The organism is Kribbella sp. CA-247076, from assembly GCF_050942445.1.
GTDB lineage: Bacteria > Actinomycetota > Actinomycetes > Propionibacteriales > Kribbellaceae > Kribbella.
Genome location: NZ_CP192051.1, coordinates 3298367 through 3318705 on the forward strand (window position 1 = coordinate 3298367; position 20339 = coordinate 3318705).

Consider the following 20339-nt stretch of genomic DNA (forward strand, 5'->3'; position numbering starts at 1 on the left):
ACTCAATTCGTGACGTAGGCTGCTGCGGTCTGCCGGTCGTCCAGACCGGCGTGACGAACACGGGGAGCACCATGAACACTGGACATGTCGAGCTCGCGAGGGCTCAGCAGGAACGTTGGCAGACGGCGTACGCACGGCATCCGCACCTGCACGGGACCGAGCCGTCGGCGGCGGCGCGGTGGGCGGCCGGGGCGTTCGGTGCCGCAGGCATCGATGACGTCCTCGAGCTGGGCGCCGGCCAGGGCCGCGACGCGTTCTTCCTGGCCCAGCAGGGTTTCAGCGTGCACGCCACCGACTTCAGCGAGTCCGCGCTGGACCAGCTACGGCGGGACGCGCAACGGGAAGGGCTCGACGATCGGGTCACCGCCGCGTTGCACGACGTCCGCGATCCGCTGCCGCCGGCCGACGCGACCGTGAACGCGGTGTTCGCGAACATCCTGCTGAACATGGCCTTCTCCCGCGCCGAGCTCCGGTCGCTGGTCGCCGAGATCCACCGCGTACTGCGCCCCGGCGGGTTGTTCGTGTACGCCGTGTGGTCGGCGGAGGATCCGTGCGCCGGGCACTGGCGGGAGCTCGAGGACGGGCTGTCCGAGCACGACGGTTTCGCCGGCCGGTTCTTCGACGACGCCCTGGTCGAGGAGCTCGCCGACCGCTGGCGGCTCGACGACACCACGTCGTACGCCGAAGGACGGCGCCGGATGCGCCGGGTCGCGCTCGCGAAACCCAACCCTGCAAGCTGAAACACCGGCGACCTGGAGCCGGGTCTAGCACCGGCCCGGTTCCGAAAAGGTGAAGTTGGCTCTAGCTGCGGCGCGGCAGATTGCGGTGTGGTCACCAAAGCGAAAAGTTGCATTGACGAACCCGACCGGTTCCGACAGGCTCAGTCCGCGTCTCACCTTCGACCATCGGAGAAACAGCAATGCAGTGGTACATCGACGTCCTCAAGAAGTACGCCGTGTTCTCAGGGCGGGCCCGGCGCAAAGAGTACTGGATGTTCGTACTCTTCAACGTGATCGTGTCGATCATCCTGAGCATCCTGGACCGGGCCCTCGGCCTGACCTACGGCTCGGGCGCCAGCCAGTCCGGCTGGCTGTCGACGATCTACAGCCTGGCCGTGCTGATTCCGTCGATCGCGGTCGGCGTCCGGCGTATGCACGACACGAACCGTTCCGGCTGGTGGATCCTGATCAACCTGATCCCGTGTGTCGGTTTCATCTGGTTCATCGTGCTGGCCGCCCAGGAGGGCACCGCCGGTGACAACCAGTACGGTCCGGACCCGAAGGCCGCCGAGCGCTTCGGCCAGCCGGGTGCGGGTCCCGCCGAGCCGGGCTACCCGACGGTCTGAGCTACCGAACGCCCCGCGCCCCCGGCGAGAAATCGCCGGGGCGCGGGGCGTTTCGCTGTCCTGTGGAAATTCCCGGAACTGTGGATTTCCCTGTGGACGAAGGTCAGCTGGCCTGGCTGACGCTCGACATGTTGAAGTCCGGGACGAGCAACGGCGGGGTCGCCGTCCGGGAGAAGCCGTCCCCCCATTCCCGCGAGAACGACGGCACCGTCGCGCCCGCCGCGGTGAAGCGGGCGAGCAGGTCGACCGGGCTCTCGTTGAACCGGAAGTTGTTCACGGCACCGGTCACCTCGCCGTTCTCGACCAGGTAGACGCCGTCCCGGGTGAGACCGGTGAGCAGCAGCGTCTGCGGGTCGACCATCCGGATGTACCACAGGCACGTCAGCAGCAGACCGTGCTCCAGCCCGGCGACCAGGTCGTCGGTGCTGCCGCTCGCGCCGTCGACGGTCAGGACGTAGTTGTCGATGTCCGGCGTGGCCGCGGGTGCGCCGATGAGCTCGGCGGTGTGCCGGCTCGTCGTCAGCGACTCGAGCCGGCCGCCGCGGATCCAGTCGGTCGCCGCCAGCGTGAGACCGTTGTCGAACACGCTGGACGAACCGCCCGACGACCGGGCGACCGCGAACGGAAACGTCTCCAAGCCGGGCAGCAGGGGGTCCGACCGCAGGTTGACCGGCTGCGAGGACAGCACGTCGCCCACCCGCGTTCCACCTGACGGCTTGGCGAAGACGCTGCGGCCCTCGAACGCCTCCCGGCCGTCGAGACACCAGTACAGGTACGTCGTCAGGTCGGCGACCGCGGCCGGGGGCAGCACCGTGGCGTGCCGGCCCGCGTCGACGGACACCGTCCGGGCCGCCCAGCCGAGCCGGCGGGTGAGCTCGGCGTCGATCGCGTGCGCGTCGATGTCGCTGAAGTCGCGGGTGGCGGCGCCGACCCACGCGGACTGGCTCAGGTCACCCGACTTGCCGGTCGCGGTGACCAGACCGCGGGGGAGGGCGTGCCGCACCCGCAGTCCGGTCGAGGAGCCGACGTACAGGGTGACGACCTCGTGCTCGGCGAAGCCGTAGAGCCAGCGGTTCTCGCTTCCGGCCCGCTGGAACGTCTCGCCGAGGGCCGGCGCGAACTTCTCGTAGACGCTGACCGTGGTCTCCTCGGGCTCCTCGTCCCAGCCGGCGCCGGCGTCGCCCGCGACCAGCGGACGCGCGTCCTCGGCCGGGCTCGACGCCTTCGCGGTCGCCACGGCGGCGGAGACGATCTCGCGCAACGACGCGTCGGTGACCGACGACCGGCCGACGACGCCGGCCGCCGTACCCTCGCCGGCTCCGACGGTCGCGATCACGGTCACGCTTGAGCCACGCATCGCGCCGTTCGTGGTCAGGGTGTTGTTCGCCCAGCGCAGGTTGGTGCTGGAGGTCTCGGCGACGATGACGACACAGCCGTCGGCGCCCTCGGCCGCGGCCAGCGCCAGACCCTGCTCGACGGTGTCCTGCGGGATGAGCTGAATGGCGGTCGTCACCGGCCGGCCTCCTGCGTGGTGTTGAGAATGCGGACGCCGCGGAACAGCGCGGACGGGCAGCCGTGGCTGACGGCTCCGGACTGCGCCGGCTGGGCCTTGCCGCAGTTGAGCGCGCCGCCGAGAACGTACGTCTGCGGGCCGCCGACCGCCTCCATCGAGCCCCAGAAGTCGGTGGTGGTCGCCTGGTAGGCGACGTCGCGGACCTGGCCGTCCAGCCGGCCGTCGGTGATCTTGTAGAACCGCTGGCCGGTGAACTGGAAGTTGTACCGCTGCATGTCGATCGACCACGACTTGTCGCCGACGATGTAGATGCCGTTCTTCACCCGGGCGATCAGCTCGTCCGTGGACGGGCCGTCGGGGGCGGGCTGGAGCGACACGTTCGCCATCCGCTGGATCGGGATGTGGCCGGACGAGTCGGCGTACGCGCAGCCGTTCGAGCGCGGCGTACCGAGCACGTCCTCGTTGACCTTGGCCATCCGGCGGTCGACCTGGTAGCCGACCAGGATGCCGTCCTTGACCAGGTCCCACTGCTGGCCGGCCACGCCCTCGTCGTCGTACCCGACGGTGGACAGGCCGTGCTCGGCGGTCCGGTCGCCGGTCACGTGCATGATCGGCGAGCCGTACTGCAGCGTGCCGTGCTGGTCGAGGGTCGCGAAGCTGGTGCCGGCGTAGTTGGCCTCGTAGCCGAGGGCGCGGTCGAGCTCGGTCGCGTGGCCGATCGACTCGTGGATCGTCAGCCACAGGTTCGTCGGGTCGACGACGACGTCGTACGTGCCGGCCTCGACGCTCGGGGCGGCCATCTTCTCGGCCAGCCAACCGGGGATGTTCGCCAGCTCGTCGTCCCAGTCCCAGCCGGTGCCGGTCAGGTACTCCCAGCCGCGGCCGGCCGGCGGTGCGCAGGTGCTCATCGAGTCGAAACGGCCGGACTCGGGGTCGACGGCGAACGCGGTCAGCTTCGGGCCGATGCGGACCCGTTGCTGCGTGTACGACGTACCCGCGGAGTTCGCGTAGAACTTGCACTCGTGCACCGAGGCGACGTGGACGCTGACGTGGGCGACACCGTCGGCGGTGAGCAGGCGGTCGCTGTAGTCGGTCAGCAGCGCGAGCTTCTCCGCCCGGGGCAGGCGGAACGGGTCGATCTCGTACGCCGACACCCAGGTGACGTCGGCGTACACCGGCTCGTCCGCGAGCTCGATCGTCTCCGCGTTGATCGGGCGGGACACCTGCGCCATGTTCACCGCCTGCTCGGCGACCTGCACGGCCTCGTCCTTCGTCAGCGCGACCCCGGCGGCGAACCCCCAGGTGCCGTCGTGGATCACGCGGACGGCGAGACCGAGGTCCTCGTCGTCCTTGGCGTTCTCCAGCCGGCTGTCACGCAGGGCGATCGACTCCGAGCGGATCCGCTCGAGGCGGAACTCGGCGAAGGTGGCACCGAGGTCCTTGGCCCGCTGCAGGGCGGCCTCGGCAAGCTCATGACGGGGAAGGGCGAGAAAACTCGCGTCGACTTCAGGCACGCCACGACCTTATACAGGGAACCCGGGGAGACCCGGCGGTGTAGACACAATGACAAGAAACCGCCTCGCTGCGCTCGGCGGGCTGTTGTTCGGGGCCGCCTCGCCGGGCTGGGTGGGGCGGGCGGCGCGAACGAGCGGCCGGCGCGGGCGGCGGGTGGGCTGCTCGGGCGGGCGGTCGGTGATGGGTGATGGGAGGCGTGATCGGCGGGGTTGACGAGGCGGAGGTTCTGGCTCGGGTGCGGGGTGGGGAGTCGGCCGCGTACGGCGAGCTGGTGGTGCTGCACGCCCAGGTGGCGAAGCGTACGGCGGTGTTCCTCGGCGCCGGCGCGGACGCGGACGACGTCGTCCAGGAGTCGTTCGTCAAGGCGTACCGGGCACTCGACAGCTTCCGCACCGGCGCGGCCTTCCGCCCCTGGCTGCTGCGGATCGTCGCCAACGAGACGCGCAACCTCCTCCGGTCCCGCAGCCGCCGCTTCCACCGCGAGGAGCTGGCCGCACCGCTCGACGTCGTACTGGACCCCGCCGAGGAGGCCGTCACGCTCGAGCGGCGCCAGGAGCTGCTGGCGGCAGTCAGGTCGCTGCCGGAGCCGTTCCGGCTCGTGGTGACCTGCCGCTACCTGCTGGACCTGGACGAGCAGGAGACCGCGGTGGTGCTCGGCTGGCCGCGCGGGACGGTCAAGTCCCGCCTCCACCGCGCCCTGGGCCGGCTACGGGACGAGCTACCGGACAAGGAGGTGCAGCGATGAGTCTGGACGACGAACTCCGCGCTCTCGGCCGCTCTGCCGTCGTACCTCCGGTGGACGACGCCCTGACCGCCGCAGTGCTCACTCGCGTGGCCGACCTGCCTGTACGACGCTCGCTCAGGGACCGCTGGCGCACCTTCCTCGCCCTGTTCCTGGTGCTCGTTGCCGGTGCGGTAGCGACCCCACCGGTCCGTGCGACCGTCGCCGAGTGGCTCAACATTGGAGGAGTCCGCGCACATCCTGTAGCGAGCGCTCCGACGAGTACGCCGACCGCGCCGCCGCCCGTGACCGGGCAGCTGTCCCTGGAGGAAGCGCAGCGGGTCGCCGGGTTCAAACCCGCCGTCCCGAGGGGCCTCGGGACGCCCAAGGGAGTCGAGGCCTCGGCGGCCTTCGTGGCGCTCGGCTGGGACGGCGTACGGCTGGAGCAGTTCCATGCCGAGGTGTCGCCGCTCTACTACAAGAAGTACTACCAAAGTGTCGATCGCGTGCCGGAGCTCAACGGTTACTGGTTCGACGCCCCGCACGAGCTCGTGCTCGTCGACCCGGCCGGGGTGGAGCGCCGCGTCCGCGTGGCCGGACCGACGCTGGTGTGGGTGTCCGCCGGAGTCACCTACCGGCTCGAAGGCGTCCCCGACAAGGCCCAGGCCGTGGAGCTGGCCTTCGGAACCTCCTAGGCGTCGGCGGTGTAGCAGGGGTGTGAGTCCTCGTTCCCAGGGAGAGCTGCCATGGTCCGCCGTACTGTTGCCCTGTTCGTCGCCCTGTTCGCTGTAGCCGCCCTCGGCGCCGCGCCCGCCCAGGCGGGCGGCCCGACCAGCGTCCTGCTCAGTAGTCCACCCACTGTGGTTGCCGTCGGCTACGAAGACCAGCGGTACGACGAGCTGCAGCGGCTGACCGCGATGACCGGATCACGGGACAGCAAGGAGAATCATGAGGTCGGCCGGTTCGTCCGGGCCACGTGGCTGATCCACGACCTGTCGGTCTGGCGGGTCGACATCATCTACCCCGACGCACCCGGCGGCCCGTGGATCGCGACCCGCTCCTCGACGGACGGCAGCACCTTGCCGCACAGCCCGGTCTGGCACCAGGCCACCGATCGGGCCGGGCTGCTCAAGCTGCTCGGCTCCATGAACCTGCTCTCGAAGGACTCCACCTGGGGCGGCCCGACGTACATCGGTCAGGTTCCGGAAGCCCCCGCGGAGGAGCCGGCCGCCGCCGCCGAGCAGCCCGCGGCAACCGCCCAGGCCACGTCCGACACCGTGTTCACCGGGTGGCGGTGGACGATCCCGGGCTTCCTGCTCGGCGCGGTCGTCGCCGTGATCGCCGTACGCCTGCTGCCCAAGCGCCGCGATTGGCAACTGGTCGACGCCGAGTGAGCAGCCATACCGGCTGAGCCGGTCACTCCGGCTGGGCCCGCAGCTCGAAGCCGGCGAACAGCCGCCCGCCGAACTGGTCGAGGATCCCGTCCACCTCCTCGACCAGTCGCTCGGTGTCGAGTACGCCGGCCGGCAGCGCCCGTCCGTGGTCCGTGCCGTGCGCCTCGTCGTACCGGTGGAGCTCACGCAGCAGTCCCTTGCCCGTGCCTGACCAGAGCCGCGACCCGGTGAGCAGCAGCCGGGCCGCGTCCTGCCACAGGATCGATGCGATGGCCGTGCGTACGTCGACGGTCGTCGCGTCGGCCAGGTCGTCCAGCAGGCAGGTGATCCCGTAGCGCAACTGGTCGAGCTCGTCCGTGGTCAACGGTGTGGGTCCGGCGGCGATCTCGTCCAGACCGGCTTGCCGCAGGCGGGCGCCGGACCCGTCCTTGTCCACGAGTACGACGGTCTCGCCGACGAGTCGCATCATGCTCGGCTGACGACGTACCTGGTCCTTGTCGCAGAAGTGGCGGAGCGACTTCTCCGTGTGCACGAACAGCTCGACCGGCCATCCGCCGTACTCCAGCGACCGCCGAAACGGCGCCGGCGGGCCGGTCAGGAGGACGGTGATGTCCAGGTCCGAGGTCGAACCCGCGTCACCGCGGACGACACTGCCGCCGAGCCAGGCCGCGCGTGCGTCCGGGTACTCCTCCGCGATCAGTTGCCGGGCGACCTCCACCGCGTCGTTCACCATCACCCCAGTGTCCGGCGTGTAGCCGGCGCGCAGCCACCGAGTTTCGGATCTGGGTGGTGGGCGCGGCATGCTACTGGGCGTGCGGAAGAACTGGCGGACGCGGCGGCTGACGCTCGAGTCCGCGACGACGGCGGAGCTCGGCGACCTCCTCGCCGTACTCGACGAGGCAGCGGCGTGGCTGAGGGCGGCCGGCATCGACCAGTGGCCGGACCGCTTCAAGCCGGAGTGGGTCGAACCGGCCGTGGAGCGCGGTGAGACCTGGCTCGCCCGGCTCGACGGAGTCGTCGCCGGCACCATCACCCTCGACTGGGACGACGAGCTCTGGACCGACCACGAGGGAACGGCCGGCTACGTCCACCGCATGGCCGTCAGCCGCACCGCCCCCGGCCTCGGCGCAACCCTCCTCGACTGGGCCGCCGCCACCGCCCGAGCCCTCGGCTGCACCTACCTCCGCCTCGACTGCGTCACCACGAACACCCGCCTCCGCACCTACTACGAATCCCACGACTTCCACCACCAAGCCGACACCACGGTCGCAGGCCCCCCCGGCCAACGCACAACCGACACCCCCACCACCCAGGTAAGCCTCTACCAGCTAACGCTGTGACGGCCGCCCGCCCAGCCAGCCGAGGAGTGCGCGGTAGGCGGGAGCGGGCTGGATGTGGCCGCCGTCGTAGGGAACGACCTCGGCGTGGGGAATCTCGAGCGCGAGCAACCTGGCGTGCTTCTGGGCGCGCTCGTCGGCGGAGCCGTGCCAGATGCTGGTCCGAACCCGGACGTCGCCGAGCCTGAACCCCCAGTCCGCCGCGAAGGCGACATTGTCGTCGACCCACCCGTCGAGACCGGTGACGAACGTCGCGGTGAGCCGTGCCATCGCGGCCGGATCATCACGAGCCGGGGGTGCGGGAGGGCCGGGGGAGTGCGGGTCAGGTGGAATCTCGGGACCGCCGGCCTCGGCAGCCGTCATGATCCTGCGGCCCGCCTCCCGGAACAGAGGACGGATGTTCTCCTCGCCGCGGGCAGCCAGCCAGAAGGTCCGGTTCCGCCGGGGATCGTCCTCGTCGTCGCCTGGTTCCGGACCGTCCACGAGCGGTGGTGCGATGCCGGCGGACACCGCACAGCTGGTCACCCGGTCCGGGAGGAGCGCAGCGCAGGCCAGGGCGTGCGGCCCGCCGCCGGAGCCGCCGGTCACCGCGAACCGGTCCACGTGGTGGGCATCGGCAATGACCTGTACGTCGGTCGCGACGTCGGCGACCGTGCGACCGGGTTGTCTGGTCGAACCGCCGTACCTGGGACGATCGGGGACGAACAGGTGGAGTCCGGAGTCCTCGATGGCGCGAATCGCGTCCGGGCGCTTCCATCGGGTGCTCGGGGAGCCGCCGAGGGAAACCACTGGAGGCCCGGCCGGGTCGCCGTACGTGCAGTAGTGCAGGACTCGGTCGCCGATGCGCAGTTCGTGCTCCACGGGCGGAGCGTACTCACTAGCTGAGTCTTCAGCCGCCGGATCAGGTTTTTCAGGATTCGGGATGGGGGTGGGGTAGTGGAAGGATGCGGCCTAGCGTGTGTCGGCTGGTGTGTGCGGGAGTCGGGAGTGCTTGTGAGTTCGTCGGTTGCCGGGGCCGTTTCGCCGACCCGGCAGGCGTTGCGCCGGTTGCGGCGGGACCGGAGTGCGCGTGCGGGTGTGGTGATCGTGGCCGTGCTGATCGTGGTCGCGGCCGCGGCGCCGTTGATCGTGAGGCTGGCGGGGCAGGACGCGTACACGTACCACATCGATCTGCTCGATCCGGCCCGCGGCAACGCGCCCAAGGGTGCGCTGGGTGGGGTGAGCGGTGACCACTGGTTCGGCGTGGAGCCGTTGACCGGGCGTGACCTGTTCTCGATCGTCGTACTCGGGCTGCGGACGTCGTTGTTCATCGCGGTCGTAGCCACCGTCGTGACCACGGTCGTCGGCACGCTCATCGGTATCAGCGCGGCGTACTTCGGCGGCTGGTACGACGCGGTCGTGTCCCGGCTGGTCGACTTCCTGTTCGGCTTCCCGCAACTGGTCTTCATGATTGCCCTCGGCATCATCGTGCCGGCCGGGTTCCCGCGCTGGCTGCTGCTGATCCTGGTGCTCAGTGTGTTCGGCTGGGCGACGCTGGCCCGGCTGATCCGCAACCAGGCCAAGTCGCTGGTCGCCCGCGAGTTCGTCGAGGCGGCCCGCAGCGTCGGCTCGTCCGGCTGGCACATCATCACCCGCGAGCTCCTGCCGAACCTGCTCGGACCGGTGCTCGTCGTCGCCACCCTGGCGATCCCCGGCTACATCACCGCCGAGGCGGCGCTGTCGTTCCTCGGGGTCGGCGTACCGCCCCCGACACCGAGCCTGGGCCGATCGATCTCCGATTCGATCGTCTGGGTGTACACCGGCGCCGACCCGTGGTTCCTGGCGTTCCCCGGGGCCGCGTTGTTCCTCGCGGTCCTCGGGTTCACCCTCCTCGGCGACGGCGTCCGGGACGCGTTCGACGTCCGCATGCGGAGGGCCGGCTGATGCCCGATCTCGCGTGGTTCGTCGTACGCCGGCTGGCCGCCGCCGTCCTGGTGATGCTCGCCCTGAGCCTTGCCGTCTACCTGATCTTCTACGCGCTGCCCGCGGACCCGGCCCACCTGGCCTGCGGCAAGCCGTGTACGCCGGACCGGCTCGAGCAGGCCCGGCACTTCATGCAACTGGATCAGAGCACGCTCCAGCAGTACCTGAACTTCCTCAAGGGCATCTTCGCCGGCCGCACCTTCGGCGAGGGTACGGCGGCCGTGCAGTGCAACGCACCGTGCTTCGGCTACTCCTTCCCGCTGGCCCGGCCGGTCACCACGCTGATCATCGAGCGGCTGCCGGTGACCGCGTCGATCGCGCTCGGCGCCGCCGTACTGTGGCTGCTGATCGGCGTGACCCTGGGCGTCGTGGCCGCGCTGAAGCGGGGCAAGCTGCTCGACCGGCTGGCGGTCGGCTTCGCGCTGGTCGGGGTCGCGTCGCCGTCGTTCCTGGTCGGTCTGCTGGCGATCCTGGTCTTTGGCTTCTGGCTGAACATGGTCCCGGTCAACGGCTACGTGCCGCTCACAGAGAGCCCGATCGACTGGGCCTGGCACCTGATCACGCCGTGGCTGGTGCTGGCGCTGATCCAGGCGGCGTCGTACATCCGCCTCACCCGCGCCCAGATGCTCGAGGAGCTGAACCTCGACCACATCACCACCGCCCGGGCGAAGGGTGCCGGTGAGTCGCGGGTGGTGCTCCGGCACGGGCTGCGCGGCGCGCTCGTGCCGATCGTGACGCTGTTCGGCCTCGACCTCGGCGGTCTGCTCGGCGGTGCGATCCTGACCGAGAAGGTGTTCAGCATGCAGGGCCTCGGCGAGTTGCTGCTCAGCGCGGTCGGCCAGCTCGACGTCGCCGTGGTCGTCGGTACGACGCTCTTCTCGGCGTTCCTGATCATCCTCGCGAACCTGGTGGTGGACATCGTGCACGGAGCGCTCGACCCGAGGGTGAGTCATGGCTGACCGGCCCGTGCTCGAGGTCCACGACCTGCACGTCACCTTCGGGACCGAGAACGGCCTGGTCCCGGCCGTCGACGGCATCGACTTCGCGGTCGCGCCGGGCAGGACGCTCGCGATCGTCGGCGAGTCCGGCTCGGGCAAGAGCGTCAGTTCCGCCGCGGTGATGGGCCTGCTGCCGGCGAACGCCGACGTCAAGGGCGAGGTGCTGCTCGACGGCCGCGAGCTCGTCGGCCTGTCCAACGAGGAGCTCCGCAGTGTCCGCGGCAACGACATCGCGCTGGTCTTCCAGGACGCGCTGTCCGCGCTCAATCCGTACTACACCGTCGGCTGGCAGGTCGCCGAGGCGTACCGCCTGCACCACGACGCCTCGAAGAAGGAGGCCCGCCGGCGGGCGGTCGAGCTGCTCGACCGGGTCGGCATCCCGGACGCGGCCCGCCGGGCGAACAACTACCCGCACGAGTTCTCCGGGGGAATGCGGCAGCGGGTCGTGATTGCTATGGCTCTGGTGAACAACCCGAAGGTGCTGATCGCGGACGAGCCGACGACCGCGCTCGACGTCACCGTGCAGGCGCAGATCATGCGGCTGCTGGCGGACGTTCAAGCGGAGTTCGGGACGGCGCTCGTGCTGATCTCACACGACCTCGGGGTGGTCGCCGAGACCGCGGACGACGTCCTGGTGATGTACGCCGGGCGCGCGGCCGAGCGGGGGACGGTCCGCGACCTGTTCCACCGGGCGGCGCATCCGTACAGTCTCGGGCTCCTCGGTGCGATGCCGCGGGTCGACGTACCCCCGAGGCCGCGGCTGGCCACGATCCCGGGGTCGCCGCCGTCGCCGGGGTCGATCACCACCGGTTGCCCGTTCCAGCCGCGGTGCGCGTACGCCGAACGCGTCGGTGAACGCTGTGTCACCGAGCGTCCCGAGTTGACGCCGCGGCCGGGCGAAGGCGATCACGAGGCGGCCTGCCACCTGGGGCGGAGGCCGTCCGATGTCTGAGGAGCTGCTCCGCCTGGACGGGGTGCGGAAGTACTTCGGGGTCCGCGGCGCGCCGTGGCGCGAGGGCAGGTCGGTCCGGGCGGTCGACGGCGTGGACTTCGTCGTCCGCAAGGGCGAAACGGTCGGGCTCGTGGGCGAGTCCGGCTCCGGCAAGTCGACGCTGGCCCGGGTCGCCACCCGGTTGCTCGATCCGACCGCCGGCAAGGTCGCGATCGGTGGTGCGGACGTCACCAAGGTCCGCGGGCGGAAGCTGCGGCCGGTCCGGCGGAAGATCCAGATGGTCTTCCAGGACCCGCAGGCCTCGCTGAACCCGCGGCAGTCCGTCGGGACCATCCTGACCACGCCGTTCCGGGCCCAGGGCGTGCGTCCGACCCGGGCACAACTCGTCGAGCTGCTGCAGCAGGTCGGGCTGTCCGAGGAGCACCTGGAGCGCTATCCGCACGAGTTCTCCGGCGGTCAGCGGCAGCGGATCGGGATCGCCCGGGCCCTGTCGGTGAAGCCCGAGCTGCTGGTCTGTGACGAGCCGGTGTCCGCGCTCGACGTGTCCGTGCAGGCACAGGTGCTGAACCTGCTCGCCGACCTGCGCGACGAGCTCGGTCTGTCGTACGTGCTGGTCGCTCACGACCTGGCCGTCGTCCGCCAGGTCGCCAGCCGGGTGGCCGTGATGTACCTCGGCACGATCGTCGAGGAAGGGCCGGCGGCCGAGGTGTACGCGGCGCCGGCTCACCCGTACACGAAGGCGCTGCTGTCCGCCGTACCGGTGCCCGAGCCCGGCGCCGAGCGGGACCGGATCGTGCTGTCCGGCGACGTGCCGACGCCGATCGATCCGCCGTCCGGGTGTCCGTTCCGGACCCGCTGCTACAAGGCCGAGGACGTCTGTGCGACCAAGCGTCCGGTGCTCGAGCCCGTCGGGGGCGGCACCGGCCAAGGCAGTGAACACCGGGCGGCCTGCTACTTCCCTGAGCCCCCCACCTCCTGAGAGGAACTCATGAAACGCATAACCCGAGCGGTCGCGGTCGCGGCCGCGTTGGCGTTGGCGGTGGCCGCCTGCAACGCCAACAACCAGTCCACCCCTGGTGGCGGCGACACCGCGGCCGCCGAGGCCGGTGGCACGTTCCACGTCCTCAGCACCAGCAAGGAGATCAGCCTCGACCCGGCCAAGAGCCAGAACCTGGGCACCAGCACGATCCACCTGGTGCTGCGCGGCCTGACGTCGTGGAAGACCTCGCCGGACAAGGCCGCCGAGCTCGTCCCCGACCTGGCCACCGACACCGGTCAGGTCACCGACGGCGGCAAGACCTGGACGTACAAGCTCAAGTCCGGGCTGAAGTACGCCGACGGGTCGCCGATCGTTGCCGCCGACATCAAGTACGGCATCGAGCGGTCGTTCGCGCCGGAGCTGTCCGGCGGCCTCGGCTACCACAAGTCGCTGCTGGTCGGCGGGGACAAGTACACCGGCCCGTACAAGGGTGCGCAGCTGGCGTCGATCGAGACGCCGGACGACACCACGATCGTGTTCAAGCTGAACAAGCCGTTCGGCGACTGGCCGTGGGTGGTCAGCATGCCGGCGTTCTCACCGGTGCCGAAGGCGGCCGACAAGGACCCGGCGCACTACGGCGAGGACCCGGTCGCGAGCGGCCCGTACCAGGTGAAGTCGTATGCCCCCGGCTCGAAGCTCGAGCTCGAGCGGAACCCGAACTGGGACAAGGCGACCGACGAGGCGCGGACCGGCCTGCCGGACGCGATCGTGATCGACATGGGCCTGCAGCCGGACGTGGTCAACCAGCGGCTGATCGCGGACGCCGGTGACGACAAGTTCGCCGCGTCCACCGGTGTCTCGGTGCCGGCCGCGCTGATCCCGACGGTCACCGGCAACCCGGCGGTGAAGTCACGGGTGGCGACGTCACCGTCCGGCGCGCTGCAGTACCTGGCGATGAACACCAAGCGCCCGGCACTGGCGAACCCGGAGGTCCGCAAGGCGATCCAGTACGCCGTCGACAAGCAGGCGGTCCAGGTCGCCGAGGGCGGCCCGGAGTACGGCGGGGAGATCGCGACCACCCTGATCACGCCGGGGATCGAGGGCCAGGAGAAGTACGACCTGTACCAGGCGCCGCCGCAGGGCGACCCGGACAAGGCCAAGTCGATGCTCGCGGCCGCGGGCGTGTCGAACCTGAACCTGGTGATGGCGGCGGAGAACCTGCCGACCAACCTCGCCGTCGCCCAGGCGATCCAGCAGGGTCTCAAGCGGGCCGGGATCACGGTCACGATCAGGCCGTTGGACTACGAGCCGCTGACCGACCTGATCACCGGCAACAAGCCCGACTTCGACCTGACCGTGTCGAGCTGGCTGCCGGACTTCCCGAGCGCGCTCGGCAACATCCAGCCGCTGTTCGCGTCCTCGGAGGCCGGCAACGGTGGTTACAACATCTCGCGGTACTCCAACCCGGCGGTGGACACCGCGATCGCTGCCGCCACGGCCGAGTCGGACCGGACCAAGGCCGCGGGGCTGTGGACCGCGATCGACAAGCAGATCATGGCCGACGCCCCGGTCGTCCCGCTGATCTACGCGCGCAACGCGTTCCTGCACGGGTCCAAGGTGCAGAACTTCTACCTGCCGCCGTACCCGCCGTACCCGAACGTGCTGATCACGGGGCTGAGCAAGTAGTCACGTCCGGCCCTCTTCCTCCTGGGCCTCGAAGAGGGCCGGCTGGGTCTCGGCGTCGAGTCCCCAGTCGGCCCTCATCACCGGGTAGCCGGCCTTCTCGGCCGCCGCGCACACCTTCACGTCGTCGTCGACCAGGACGGCGACCGGCCGCTGCTCGGCCAGGCGCTTGAGCCGGCCGAGCTTCATGATCACCGACGGCCGCCGGTCGGTGTTGCCGCGCATGTACACCTTCCCGTCCGGGAAGCCGTTGTCCTTCAGCCACTTCAGCGTCTGCCGGCGCAGCCGTTCGGGGCGGCCGGTCAGGTAGACGATCTCGTGGTCTGCCGCCAGCGTGGTCGCGACCGCGAGCCCTTCGTCCAGGACCGCGTCCTCCTTGGCGTGCGCGAAGAACGACTCCCAGTCCTTCGGCCGCTTCTGCAGGAAGTGGATCCGCTCACTGGTGTCGGACAACGTCGCGTCGATGTCCAGGACGGCGTACGGGCGCCGGTCGTCGTCAGGCACGGCGTCCAGCCTCCCAGGTACGGCGGTCGACGGCGTACTCGACCTCGCCGAACTCGCTGCCCGGCAGCGGGTCGTCGAAGTGCTCGTGGAAGATCCGGACGAACCGCAGCCCGGACCGGCGCATCACCGCCCGGGACCGGTGGTTCACCGCCATCGTGTCCGCGACCACCTTGTCCAGCCCGAGCTCGCCGAACGCCTTGTCGATCAGTGCCTTCGTCCCCTCGGTCGCGTACCCCTTGCCCCAGGCGGTCCGGTTGAGCCGGTACCCGACGTCCACGGTGGCCGGCTCGCGCGTCGGCTGCAGCCCGAACCACCCGACGAACGCGCCGTCCACCTTCTGCTCGGCCGCGAACGTCCCGAGGCCGGGATGCTCGTCGTACATCCGCAGGATCCCCGGCAGGACGACCTTCTCCACCTCGTCGCGTGGTGTCGGCTGCCCGGTCAGGAACCGCATCACCTCCGGATCCGAGTCGAGGTCGGCCAGCAGGTCCAGGTCGTCGGCGCTGAACCGCCGCAGCGTCAGGCGTTCGGTTTCCAGGTAGCACTCCACCCGACCGATCCTCTCATCCCACTTTGTGCCCCCGGCACGCATCGCCGCGCTCGAAACGTGCGTGGACCGTGCACAAAGTGATCGGGTGGGCGTCCGGAGTGTGGGCGGAGTGGGGGTTGGGGTGTGTTGGGCTGGGCGGTTGTCGGTGGGTCGGGTTAGCGTTCTCAGCGCGATGGAAGAGTCGATCACGTTTCTGCACAGTTCGGACTGGCAGCTGGGGATGATGCGCCGGTTCCTGGGGCCGGACGGTCAGGCCCGGTGGGGTCAGGCCCGGCTGGATGCTGTCGCGCGGATCGGTGAGGTCGCCACCAGCACCGGCGCGGCCTTCGTGGTCGTCACCGGGGACGTGTTCGAGCACAACCAGGTCGAGCGGCAGACGATCCTGCGGGCGTGCGAAGCGCTCAAGCGGATCCCCGTCCCGGTCGTGCTCCTGCCCGGCAACCACGACGCCCTCGAGCCCGGCTCGCTGTGGACGTCGGCGCAGTGGCAGGCGCACGCGCCCGAGCACGTGACCGTCCTGACCGACACCACCCCGCTGGAGATCGTGCCCGGCGTCGAGATCGTCGGCGCGCCCTGGCGTTCGCGCCGCCCGCTCTCCGACCCGGCCGCGCCCGGGTACGCCGACCTGCAGCCCGCAGCCCCCGGGGTCACCCGGATCCTGCTCGCGCACGGCCAGCTGACCAGTCTCAGCGGCGGCATGTCCGACGTACCGACCATCGATCAGGCCGCGCTGGAAGCAGCCGTCGCGGACGGACGGGTGCAGTACGTCGGTCTCGGCGACCGGCACTCGACGACGCAGGTGACCGAGCGGATCTGGTTCTCGGGGACGCAGGAGGTCACGTCTCCCGAGGAGGACGCCCCGGGGAACGTGCTGAAGGTGACGATCGGCGCGGGCGAGATCGAGGTCGAGCCGGTGCGCGTCGGCGCCTGGCACATGGTCGACCACCGGGTCGAGCTGTTCGACGAGGAGTCGTTGCAGGCGCTGGAGGACTGGTTCGCCGAGCTGCCGGACAAGGAGCGGACGTACGTCCGGCTCGCCGGTGACGGGTCGCTGCCGCTGCCGTTGCACAGCCGGCTGGACATGATCATCGACGCGCAGGGCGAGGTGTTCGCCAGCGTCGAGCGGTGGGCGAAGTTCTGGACCGTCCGGCCGGCCCCGGACGCGGCCGACCTGGACGCGCTGCAGCTGAGCGGGCCGGCGCGCGCCGCGATGGAGGAGCTGCGCCAAGCGCTCGCGGCCGGCGACGAGGGCGCGGGCGCGGCGCTCTCCCTGATGCACCGACTGGCCCGGGACGCGGGATGAGGCTGCACTCTCTGACGCTGCGGAACTTCCGCGGCGTCCAGGACCGTACCGTTCGGCTGCCCGCACTCGGCACGACCGTGGTGGTCGGCGACAACGAGGTCGGCAAGTCCAGCCTGGTCGAGGCCTTCGGCCTGATCTTCGACCTGCCCGACGACTCGAAGTCGACCCGGATCCGCGACATCCAGCCGGTCGGCCAGGACGTCGGTCCCGAGGTGACCGCCGAGCTGACCCTCGGTGGCCGCGAGCTGACCTACACGAAGCGCTGGCTGAAGAACCGCTCGACCGAGCTGACCATCGTCGAGTCCGACGGCCGGCGTCAGTCGTGGACCGGCCGCGAGGCGCACAACGAGGCCGAGCGCCTGTTCCACGAGCACGTCGACCCGGTGCTCTGGCAGACGCTGATGGTCAGCCAGGGCCAGTCGCTGGTGCTGCCGACTCCGGCCGACGCCGAGCCGTTGATCACCGCGGTGACCGCCGAGTCGGGGACGCCGGTCGACGGCGCGTCGATGCCGCTCGTGACGGCTGTCGAGCACGAGTACCTGCGCTACTGGACACGGGGCGGCCGGGCCACCGGGGACTTCGCCAGGTCCGAGAAGGCAGTGGTCGCGGCCGAGCTGACCGCGGCGCAGGCGCTGAAGGCGATGGAGGAGGTCCAGCAGGACATCCGCCGCGCCGAGCGGCTGGCGCTCGACCTGGAGGACGTCACCGGCCGGCTGACCGAGCACCTCATCTCGGTCGAGGAGCTCCGCGAACGCAAGAAGGCGACCGACGAGATTCTCCTCCGCCGCGACTCCGTCCGGCACCGGGCCGAGACCGCGCGGGCCCGGTTGGAGAACCACACCCGCACCCGGATCGAGCGGGAGCGACTGCTCGACGACGTCGAACGGTTCACCCGGGCCGACGCCGAGCTTTCCGAACGCCGTACGGACGCGGAGATGGTCGCCAAGACCGCCGCCGAGACCGTGCACGCGGCCGAGGCGGCCCTGGCGGATGTGGTGGAGCTGAAGGACGCCCGCCGTACGGACGTCCAGGAAGCGGAACGCCGGGTCTCGGAGCTGATGGATCGCGCCGAGCTGGACCGGCTGCTCGGGCAGCAGGCCGAGCTGGTCGACGTCCGCGCGCGGATTGCCGCGGCCGGCACGATTCTGGACCGGATCAAGGTCGACGACGCGCTCGTCGCCGCGCTGGAGGACGCCCACGCCGCGGTGGTCGAGGCCCGTGCGGCGCTGGCGGCCGGTGTACCTGAGGTCTCGGTACGGCGACTTGGCGCCGAGCCGGTCGAGTTGTCCGGGACCGGGCTGGACTGTCCGTCGGGCAGCGTGCCGGGGGAGTTGGGCTTCGACGAGGCGGCCGAGGTGCTCGTCTCCGGTGAGCTCGTCGTCGGCGTACCGGGGCAGGTCGAGGTGACCGTTCGGGCCGGCGGGGAAGCGGCGACGCTGCGCTCGCGGGTGGACGACGCGGTCCGGCGCGAGCAGGATCTGCTGAAGAAGGCCGGGGTCAAGGACGTCGCCGCGGCGCGGGAGTTGTTGCGGAAGGCGGACACCGCCTCGGCGGAGCTGCACGAGGCCCGGCGGACCGAGCGGACGCTGACGGCCGGCGGGGATCCGGGGGAGCGGATCGCGGTGCTGACCGCGCGCCTCGGGGTCGGCGTGGACGATGAGGCGGAAGGCGAGGAGAGCGGCAAGCAGCCCGCGGTCGAGGGTGTGCCGGGGCAGATGTCGTTGTTCGAGGAGTTCGCCTCGCCGCACGACACGCTGTTCGACGACTTCGAGCCGCCGGTGGCCGAGCCCGACGACCTTGCCGGTGCGCAACGCGTGCTCGAAGAGGCGCGCGACGGGCTGGCCGAGGCCGAGCGGTTGCTGCGGGACGCGGAGTTCGCGGCCGCGCAGGCCCGGAAGGCCGCCGACGAGGACCGGTCGGAGGCGCAGAACGTGCGGGCGCGGTCGGAGATCGCGGCCGAACGCCTGGCCGCGGCCGTCGAGGCGCTGGAGACGGCTCGGGCCGTGCTCGACGACGATGCGGTCGCCGCGGCCGAGGTCGAGGCGACGGCGGAGGTGGAGGCGGTGCTCGAGGAGCTGACCGCCGTCCAGGAGCAGGCAGACGCAGCCGGGGCCGACCGGGTCGCCGGTGAGCTGGCGGACGCGTTGGCCGTCGCCGGGCGGTTGCAGAGCGAGCGGGACACCTTGCGGGATGCGCTGCGGACGACCGAGGGCCGGCTGGAGCAGTCCGGCCGGGACGGGCTGGCCACCCGGCGCGACCTGGCCGAGCTCGAGTTGGCCGCCGTACGGTCGGAGCACGAGAGTCTGCGGCGGCGGGCCGACGCCGCGCGGCGGGTGTACGAGACGTTGAGCCGGCATCGGGCCGAGGCGCAGACGAAGTACTCCGAGCCGCTGCAGAGCCGGATCGAGTCGCTGGGGCGGAGCGTGTACGGGCCGTCGTTCCGGGTGTGGCTGGACGACGACCTGGCCGTGTCCGAGCGCGAGCTGGACGGCGCGCGGTTGCCGGTCGAGGCGTTGTCGACGGGTGCTCAGGAGCAGCTGGCGATCATCACCCGGCTGGCGATCAGCCACCTGGTCAGCACCGGCCAGGGCAGTGTGCCGGTGATCTTCGACGACGCCCTCGGCTGGTCCGACAAGGCCCGCCTGCGCGACATGGGCGCGCTCCTCGGCCGGGCCGGCGACCACGGCCAGATCATCATCCTGACCTGCATGCCGGACCGCTACGAGTACGTCCCGAAGGCCACCTTCATCAAGCTGGACGGGTGATCCGCTCCGGCGCGCTGTAGACGACGCAACGGTCGCCGCGGGTGAAGCCGGCCACGGTGACGTCGAAGCGGCGGGCGAGGTCGACGGCGAGACTGGACGGGGCGCCGACCGCGACGATCATTCCGATCCCGGCGGCGACCGCTTTCTGGACGATCTCGTAGCCCGCCCGGCCGCTGACGGTCAGGACGAGCCCTTCGCGGCTGTGCTGGTTCAGCACGGTCCAGCCGACCACCTTGTCGACGGCGTTGTGCCGGCCGACGTCCTCCTTCACCACGACCTTCCGGCCGTCGGCGGTGAACAGGCCGGCCGCGTGCAGCCCGCCGGTCCGGCCGAACGTCGGCTGACCCTCGCGCAGGAGGTCCGGCAGCCGTCGTACGACGTCGACCGGGACCCGCACCGGGTCGACCGGGGCGTAGTCGCGTTCGGCGAGCTCGTCGAGGCTCTGCTGGCCGCAGACACCGCACGCCGCCGACGTCACGCCGTACCGCTGCGGCGGCTCGCGGTCGGGCGGGGCGTCGAGGGTCACGGTGACGGTGTTGAACTGCTGCTCGCGGGTGAGCTTCACATCGGTGCAGTAGGCAACGGTCCGGATCGCGTCCGGCCGGACCGCGAACCCCTCACCGAGGCAGAACCCGGCGGCCAACTCGAAGTCCGCGCCCGGCGTCCGCATCGTCACCACCAGCGGCTCGGGCGGGCGGCCGGGCCACTCCAGCCGCAGCTCGAGCGGCTCCTCGGTGACGACGACGTCCTCCCGCCGGGACGTCCGGTCGCCGTCCAGCACCTCGACCTTGAACCGCGTGGTCGGACCTTTGCTCATA

The 20339-nt window shown here is 70.9% G+C and carries 20 protein-coding genes; 13 read left to right on the plus strand and 7 right to left on the minus strand.

All coding sequences use genetic code 11. The features are described 5' to 3' along the window. Positions 1-71 precede the first annotated feature (71 nt). The gene (locus ACQPYZ_RS15605) at positions 72-740 is read left to right on the plus strand and encodes a class I SAM-dependent methyltransferase (protein ID WP_433168763.1); all 669 of its coding nucleotides are present in this window, start codon (positions 72-74) and stop codon (positions 738-740) included. 179 nt (positions 741-919) lie between these two features. Beyond that, positions 920-1345, plus strand: coding sequence for a DUF805 domain-containing protein (locus tag ACQPYZ_RS15610; protein WP_433168765.1), 426 nt, complete (start codon positions 920-922; stop codon positions 1343-1345). Between the two features lie 103 nt (positions 1346-1448). Here the strand turns inward: ACQPYZ_RS15610 and ACQPYZ_RS15615 are convergent, their stop codons facing one another. Together ACQPYZ_RS15615 and ACQPYZ_RS15620 are read right to left on the minus strand one after the other, a co-directional pair. After that, positions 1449-2858 (minus strand): metallopeptidase TldD-related protein, encoded by a 1410-nt coding sequence (locus ACQPYZ_RS15615; RefSeq protein WP_433168766.1) that lies wholly within the window; start codon positions 2856-2858, stop codon positions 1449-1451. Continuing rightward, complete coding sequence (locus ACQPYZ_RS15620) at positions 2855-4372, minus strand: TldD/PmbA family protein (RefSeq protein WP_433168768.1); 1518 nt, start codon at positions 4370-4372, stop codon at positions 2855-2857. The genes ACQPYZ_RS15615 and ACQPYZ_RS15620 overlap by 4 nt, the downstream gene beginning before the upstream one ends. A 197-nt stretch (positions 4373-4569) precedes the next feature. Here ACQPYZ_RS15620 and ACQPYZ_RS15625 point away from each other — a divergent pair, with 197 nt between their 5' ends. The 3 genes from ACQPYZ_RS15625 to ACQPYZ_RS15635 are packed head-to-tail and all read left to right on the plus strand — an operon-like array spanning position 4570 to position 6488. Next, entirely contained in the window at positions 4570-5118 is a 549-nt protein-coding gene (locus tag ACQPYZ_RS15625; RefSeq protein ID WP_433168770.1) for an RNA polymerase sigma factor, read from the plus strand. Further along, the gene (locus tag ACQPYZ_RS15630) at positions 5115-5789 is read left to right on the plus strand and encodes a hypothetical protein (RefSeq protein ID WP_433168772.1); all 675 of its coding nucleotides are present in this window, start codon (positions 5115-5117) and stop codon (positions 5787-5789) included. The genes ACQPYZ_RS15625 and ACQPYZ_RS15630 overlap by 4 nt, the downstream gene beginning before the upstream one ends. A 51-nt stretch (positions 5790-5840) precedes the next feature. Continuing rightward, on the plus strand, positions 5841-6488 hold the full coding sequence (locus ACQPYZ_RS15635) for a hypothetical protein (RefSeq protein ID WP_433168774.1): 648 nt from the start codon (positions 5841-5843) through the stop codon (positions 6486-6488). Positions 6489-6510: 22 nt separating this feature from the next. Here ACQPYZ_RS15635 and ACQPYZ_RS15640 read toward each other — a convergent pair whose 3' ends face one another. Beyond that, complete coding sequence (locus ACQPYZ_RS15640) at positions 6511-7221, minus strand: nucleotidyltransferase domain-containing protein (protein WP_433168776.1); 711 nt, start codon at positions 7219-7221, stop codon at positions 6511-6513. A 79-nt stretch (positions 7222-7300) separates the two neighbouring features. On the opposite strand from ACQPYZ_RS15640, the gene ACQPYZ_RS15645 reads away from it, so the two are divergent. Then, a complete protein-coding gene (locus tag ACQPYZ_RS15645) occupies positions 7301-7828 on the plus strand; it encodes a GNAT family N-acetyltransferase (RefSeq protein WP_433168778.1) in 528 nt (175 codons plus the stop codon). Here the strand turns inward: ACQPYZ_RS15645 and ACQPYZ_RS15650 are convergent. Continuing rightward, on the minus strand, positions 7817-8686 hold the full coding sequence (locus ACQPYZ_RS15650) for an alpha/beta hydrolase (protein WP_433168780.1): 870 nt from the start codon (positions 8684-8686) through the stop codon (positions 7817-7819). The two genes, ACQPYZ_RS15645 and ACQPYZ_RS15650, sit on opposite strands and share 12 nt — an antisense overlap. 132 nt (positions 8687-8818) lie before the next feature. On the opposite strand from ACQPYZ_RS15650, the gene ACQPYZ_RS15655 reads away from it, so the two are divergent. The 5 genes from ACQPYZ_RS15655 to ACQPYZ_RS15675 are packed head-to-tail and all read left to right on the plus strand — an operon-like array spanning position 8819 to position 14402. Next, positions 8819-9748 (plus strand): ABC transporter permease, encoded by a 930-nt coding sequence (locus tag ACQPYZ_RS15655; protein WP_433168782.1) that lies wholly within the window; start codon positions 8819-8821, stop codon positions 9746-9748. After that, positions 9748-10746, plus strand: a complete 999-nt coding sequence (locus ACQPYZ_RS15660) for an ABC transporter permease (protein ID WP_433168784.1) — start codon at positions 9748-9750, stop codon at positions 10744-10746. The genes ACQPYZ_RS15655 and ACQPYZ_RS15660 overlap by 1 nt, the downstream gene beginning before the upstream one ends. Next, the gene (locus ACQPYZ_RS15665; protein ID WP_433168786.1) at positions 10739-11737 is read left to right on the plus strand and encodes an ABC transporter ATP-binding protein; all 999 of its coding nucleotides are present in this window, start codon (positions 10739-10741) and stop codon (positions 11735-11737) included. Before ACQPYZ_RS15660 ends, ACQPYZ_RS15665 begins: the two co-directional genes overlap by 8 nt. After that, entirely contained in the window at positions 11730-12716 is a 987-nt protein-coding gene (locus ACQPYZ_RS15670) for an ABC transporter ATP-binding protein (RefSeq protein ID WP_433168788.1), read from the plus strand. Before ACQPYZ_RS15665 ends, ACQPYZ_RS15670 begins: the two co-directional genes overlap by 8 nt. 9 nt (positions 12717-12725) lie before the next feature. Beyond that, positions 12726-14402, plus strand: a complete 1677-nt coding sequence (locus ACQPYZ_RS15675) for an ABC transporter substrate-binding protein (protein ID WP_433168790.1) — start codon at positions 12726-12728, stop codon at positions 14400-14402. Here ACQPYZ_RS15675 and ACQPYZ_RS15680 read toward each other — a convergent pair whose 3' ends face one another. Then, complete coding sequence (locus tag ACQPYZ_RS15680) at positions 14403-14903, minus strand: HAD family acid phosphatase (protein WP_433168791.1); 501 nt, start codon at positions 14901-14903, stop codon at positions 14403-14405. Beyond that, positions 14896-15453, minus strand: a complete 558-nt coding sequence (locus ACQPYZ_RS15685) for a GNAT family N-acetyltransferase (RefSeq protein WP_433168793.1) — start codon at positions 15451-15453, stop codon at positions 14896-14898. The genes ACQPYZ_RS15680 and ACQPYZ_RS15685 overlap by 8 nt, the downstream gene beginning before the upstream one ends. 172 nt (positions 15454-15625) lie before the next feature. On the opposite strand from ACQPYZ_RS15685, the gene ACQPYZ_RS15690 reads away from it, so the two are divergent. Then, positions 15626-16756 carry a metallophosphoesterase family protein gene (locus tag ACQPYZ_RS15690; RefSeq protein ID WP_433168795.1) on the plus strand — a complete coding sequence of 377 codons (1131 nt, stop codon included), beginning with the start codon at positions 15626-15628 and terminating at the stop codon, positions 16754-16756. Then, positions 16753-19521 carry an AAA family ATPase gene (locus ACQPYZ_RS15695; RefSeq protein ID WP_433168797.1) on the plus strand — a complete coding sequence of 923 codons (2769 nt, stop codon included), beginning with the start codon at positions 16753-16755 and terminating at the stop codon, positions 19519-19521. Before ACQPYZ_RS15690 ends, ACQPYZ_RS15695 begins: the two co-directional genes overlap by 4 nt. On the opposite strand, the gene fdhD is transcribed toward ACQPYZ_RS15695, so the two are convergent. After that, positions 19505-20338 carry a formate dehydrogenase accessory sulfurtransferase FdhD gene (gene fdhD / locus ACQPYZ_RS15700; protein WP_433168799.1) on the minus strand — a complete coding sequence of 278 codons (834 nt, stop codon included), beginning with the start codon at positions 20336-20338 and terminating at the stop codon, positions 19505-19507. The two genes, ACQPYZ_RS15695 and fdhD, sit on opposite strands and share 17 nt — an antisense overlap. Between the last annotated feature and the right edge of the window lies 1 nt (position 20339).

Excerpts from the sequence above, each read along its gene's own strand:
- ACQPYZ_RS15605 (WP_433168763.1), top strand. The coding sequence starts at position 72 with ATGAACACTGGACATGTCGAGCTCGCGAGGGCTCAGCAGGAACGTTGG.
- ACQPYZ_RS15610 (WP_433168765.1), top strand. The coding sequence starts at position 920 with ATGCAGTGGTACATCGACGTCCTCAAGAAGTACGCCGTGTTCTCAGGG.
- ACQPYZ_RS15630 (WP_433168772.1), top strand. The coding sequence starts at position 5,115 with ATGAGTCTGGACGACGAACTCCGCGCTCTCGGCCGCTCTGCCGTCGTA.
- ACQPYZ_RS15635 (WP_433168774.1), top strand. The coding sequence starts at position 5,841 with ATGGTCCGCCGTACTGTTGCCCTGTTCGTCGCCCTGTTCGCTGTAGCC.
- ACQPYZ_RS15640 (WP_433168776.1), bottom strand. The coding sequence starts at position 7,221 with ATGGTGAACGACGCGGTGGAGGTCGCCCGGCAACTGATCGCGGAGGAG.
- ACQPYZ_RS15660 (WP_433168784.1), top strand. The coding sequence starts at position 9,748 with ATGCCCGATCTCGCGTGGTTCGTCGTACGCCGGCTGGCCGCCGCCGTC.
- ACQPYZ_RS15665 (WP_433168786.1), top strand. The coding sequence starts at position 10,739 with ATGGCTGACCGGCCCGTGCTCGAGGTCCACGACCTGCACGTCACCTTC.
- ACQPYZ_RS15670 (WP_433168788.1), top strand. The coding sequence starts at position 11,730 with ATGTCTGAGGAGCTGCTCCGCCTGGACGGGGTGCGGAAGTACTTCGGG.
- ACQPYZ_RS15675 (WP_433168790.1), top strand. The coding sequence starts at position 12,726 with ATGAAACGCATAACCCGAGCGGTCGCGGTCGCGGCCGCGTTGGCGTTG.
- ACQPYZ_RS15690 (WP_433168795.1), top strand. The coding sequence starts at position 15,626 with ATGGAAGAGTCGATCACGTTTCTGCACAGTTCGGACTGGCAGCTGGGG.
- ACQPYZ_RS15695 (WP_433168797.1), top strand. The coding sequence starts at position 16,753 with ATGAGGCTGCACTCTCTGACGCTGCGGAACTTCCGCGGCGTCCAGGAC.
- fdhD (WP_433168799.1), bottom strand. The coding sequence starts at position 20,338 with ATGAGCAAAGGTCCGACCACGCGGTTCAAGGTCGAGGTGCTGGACGGC.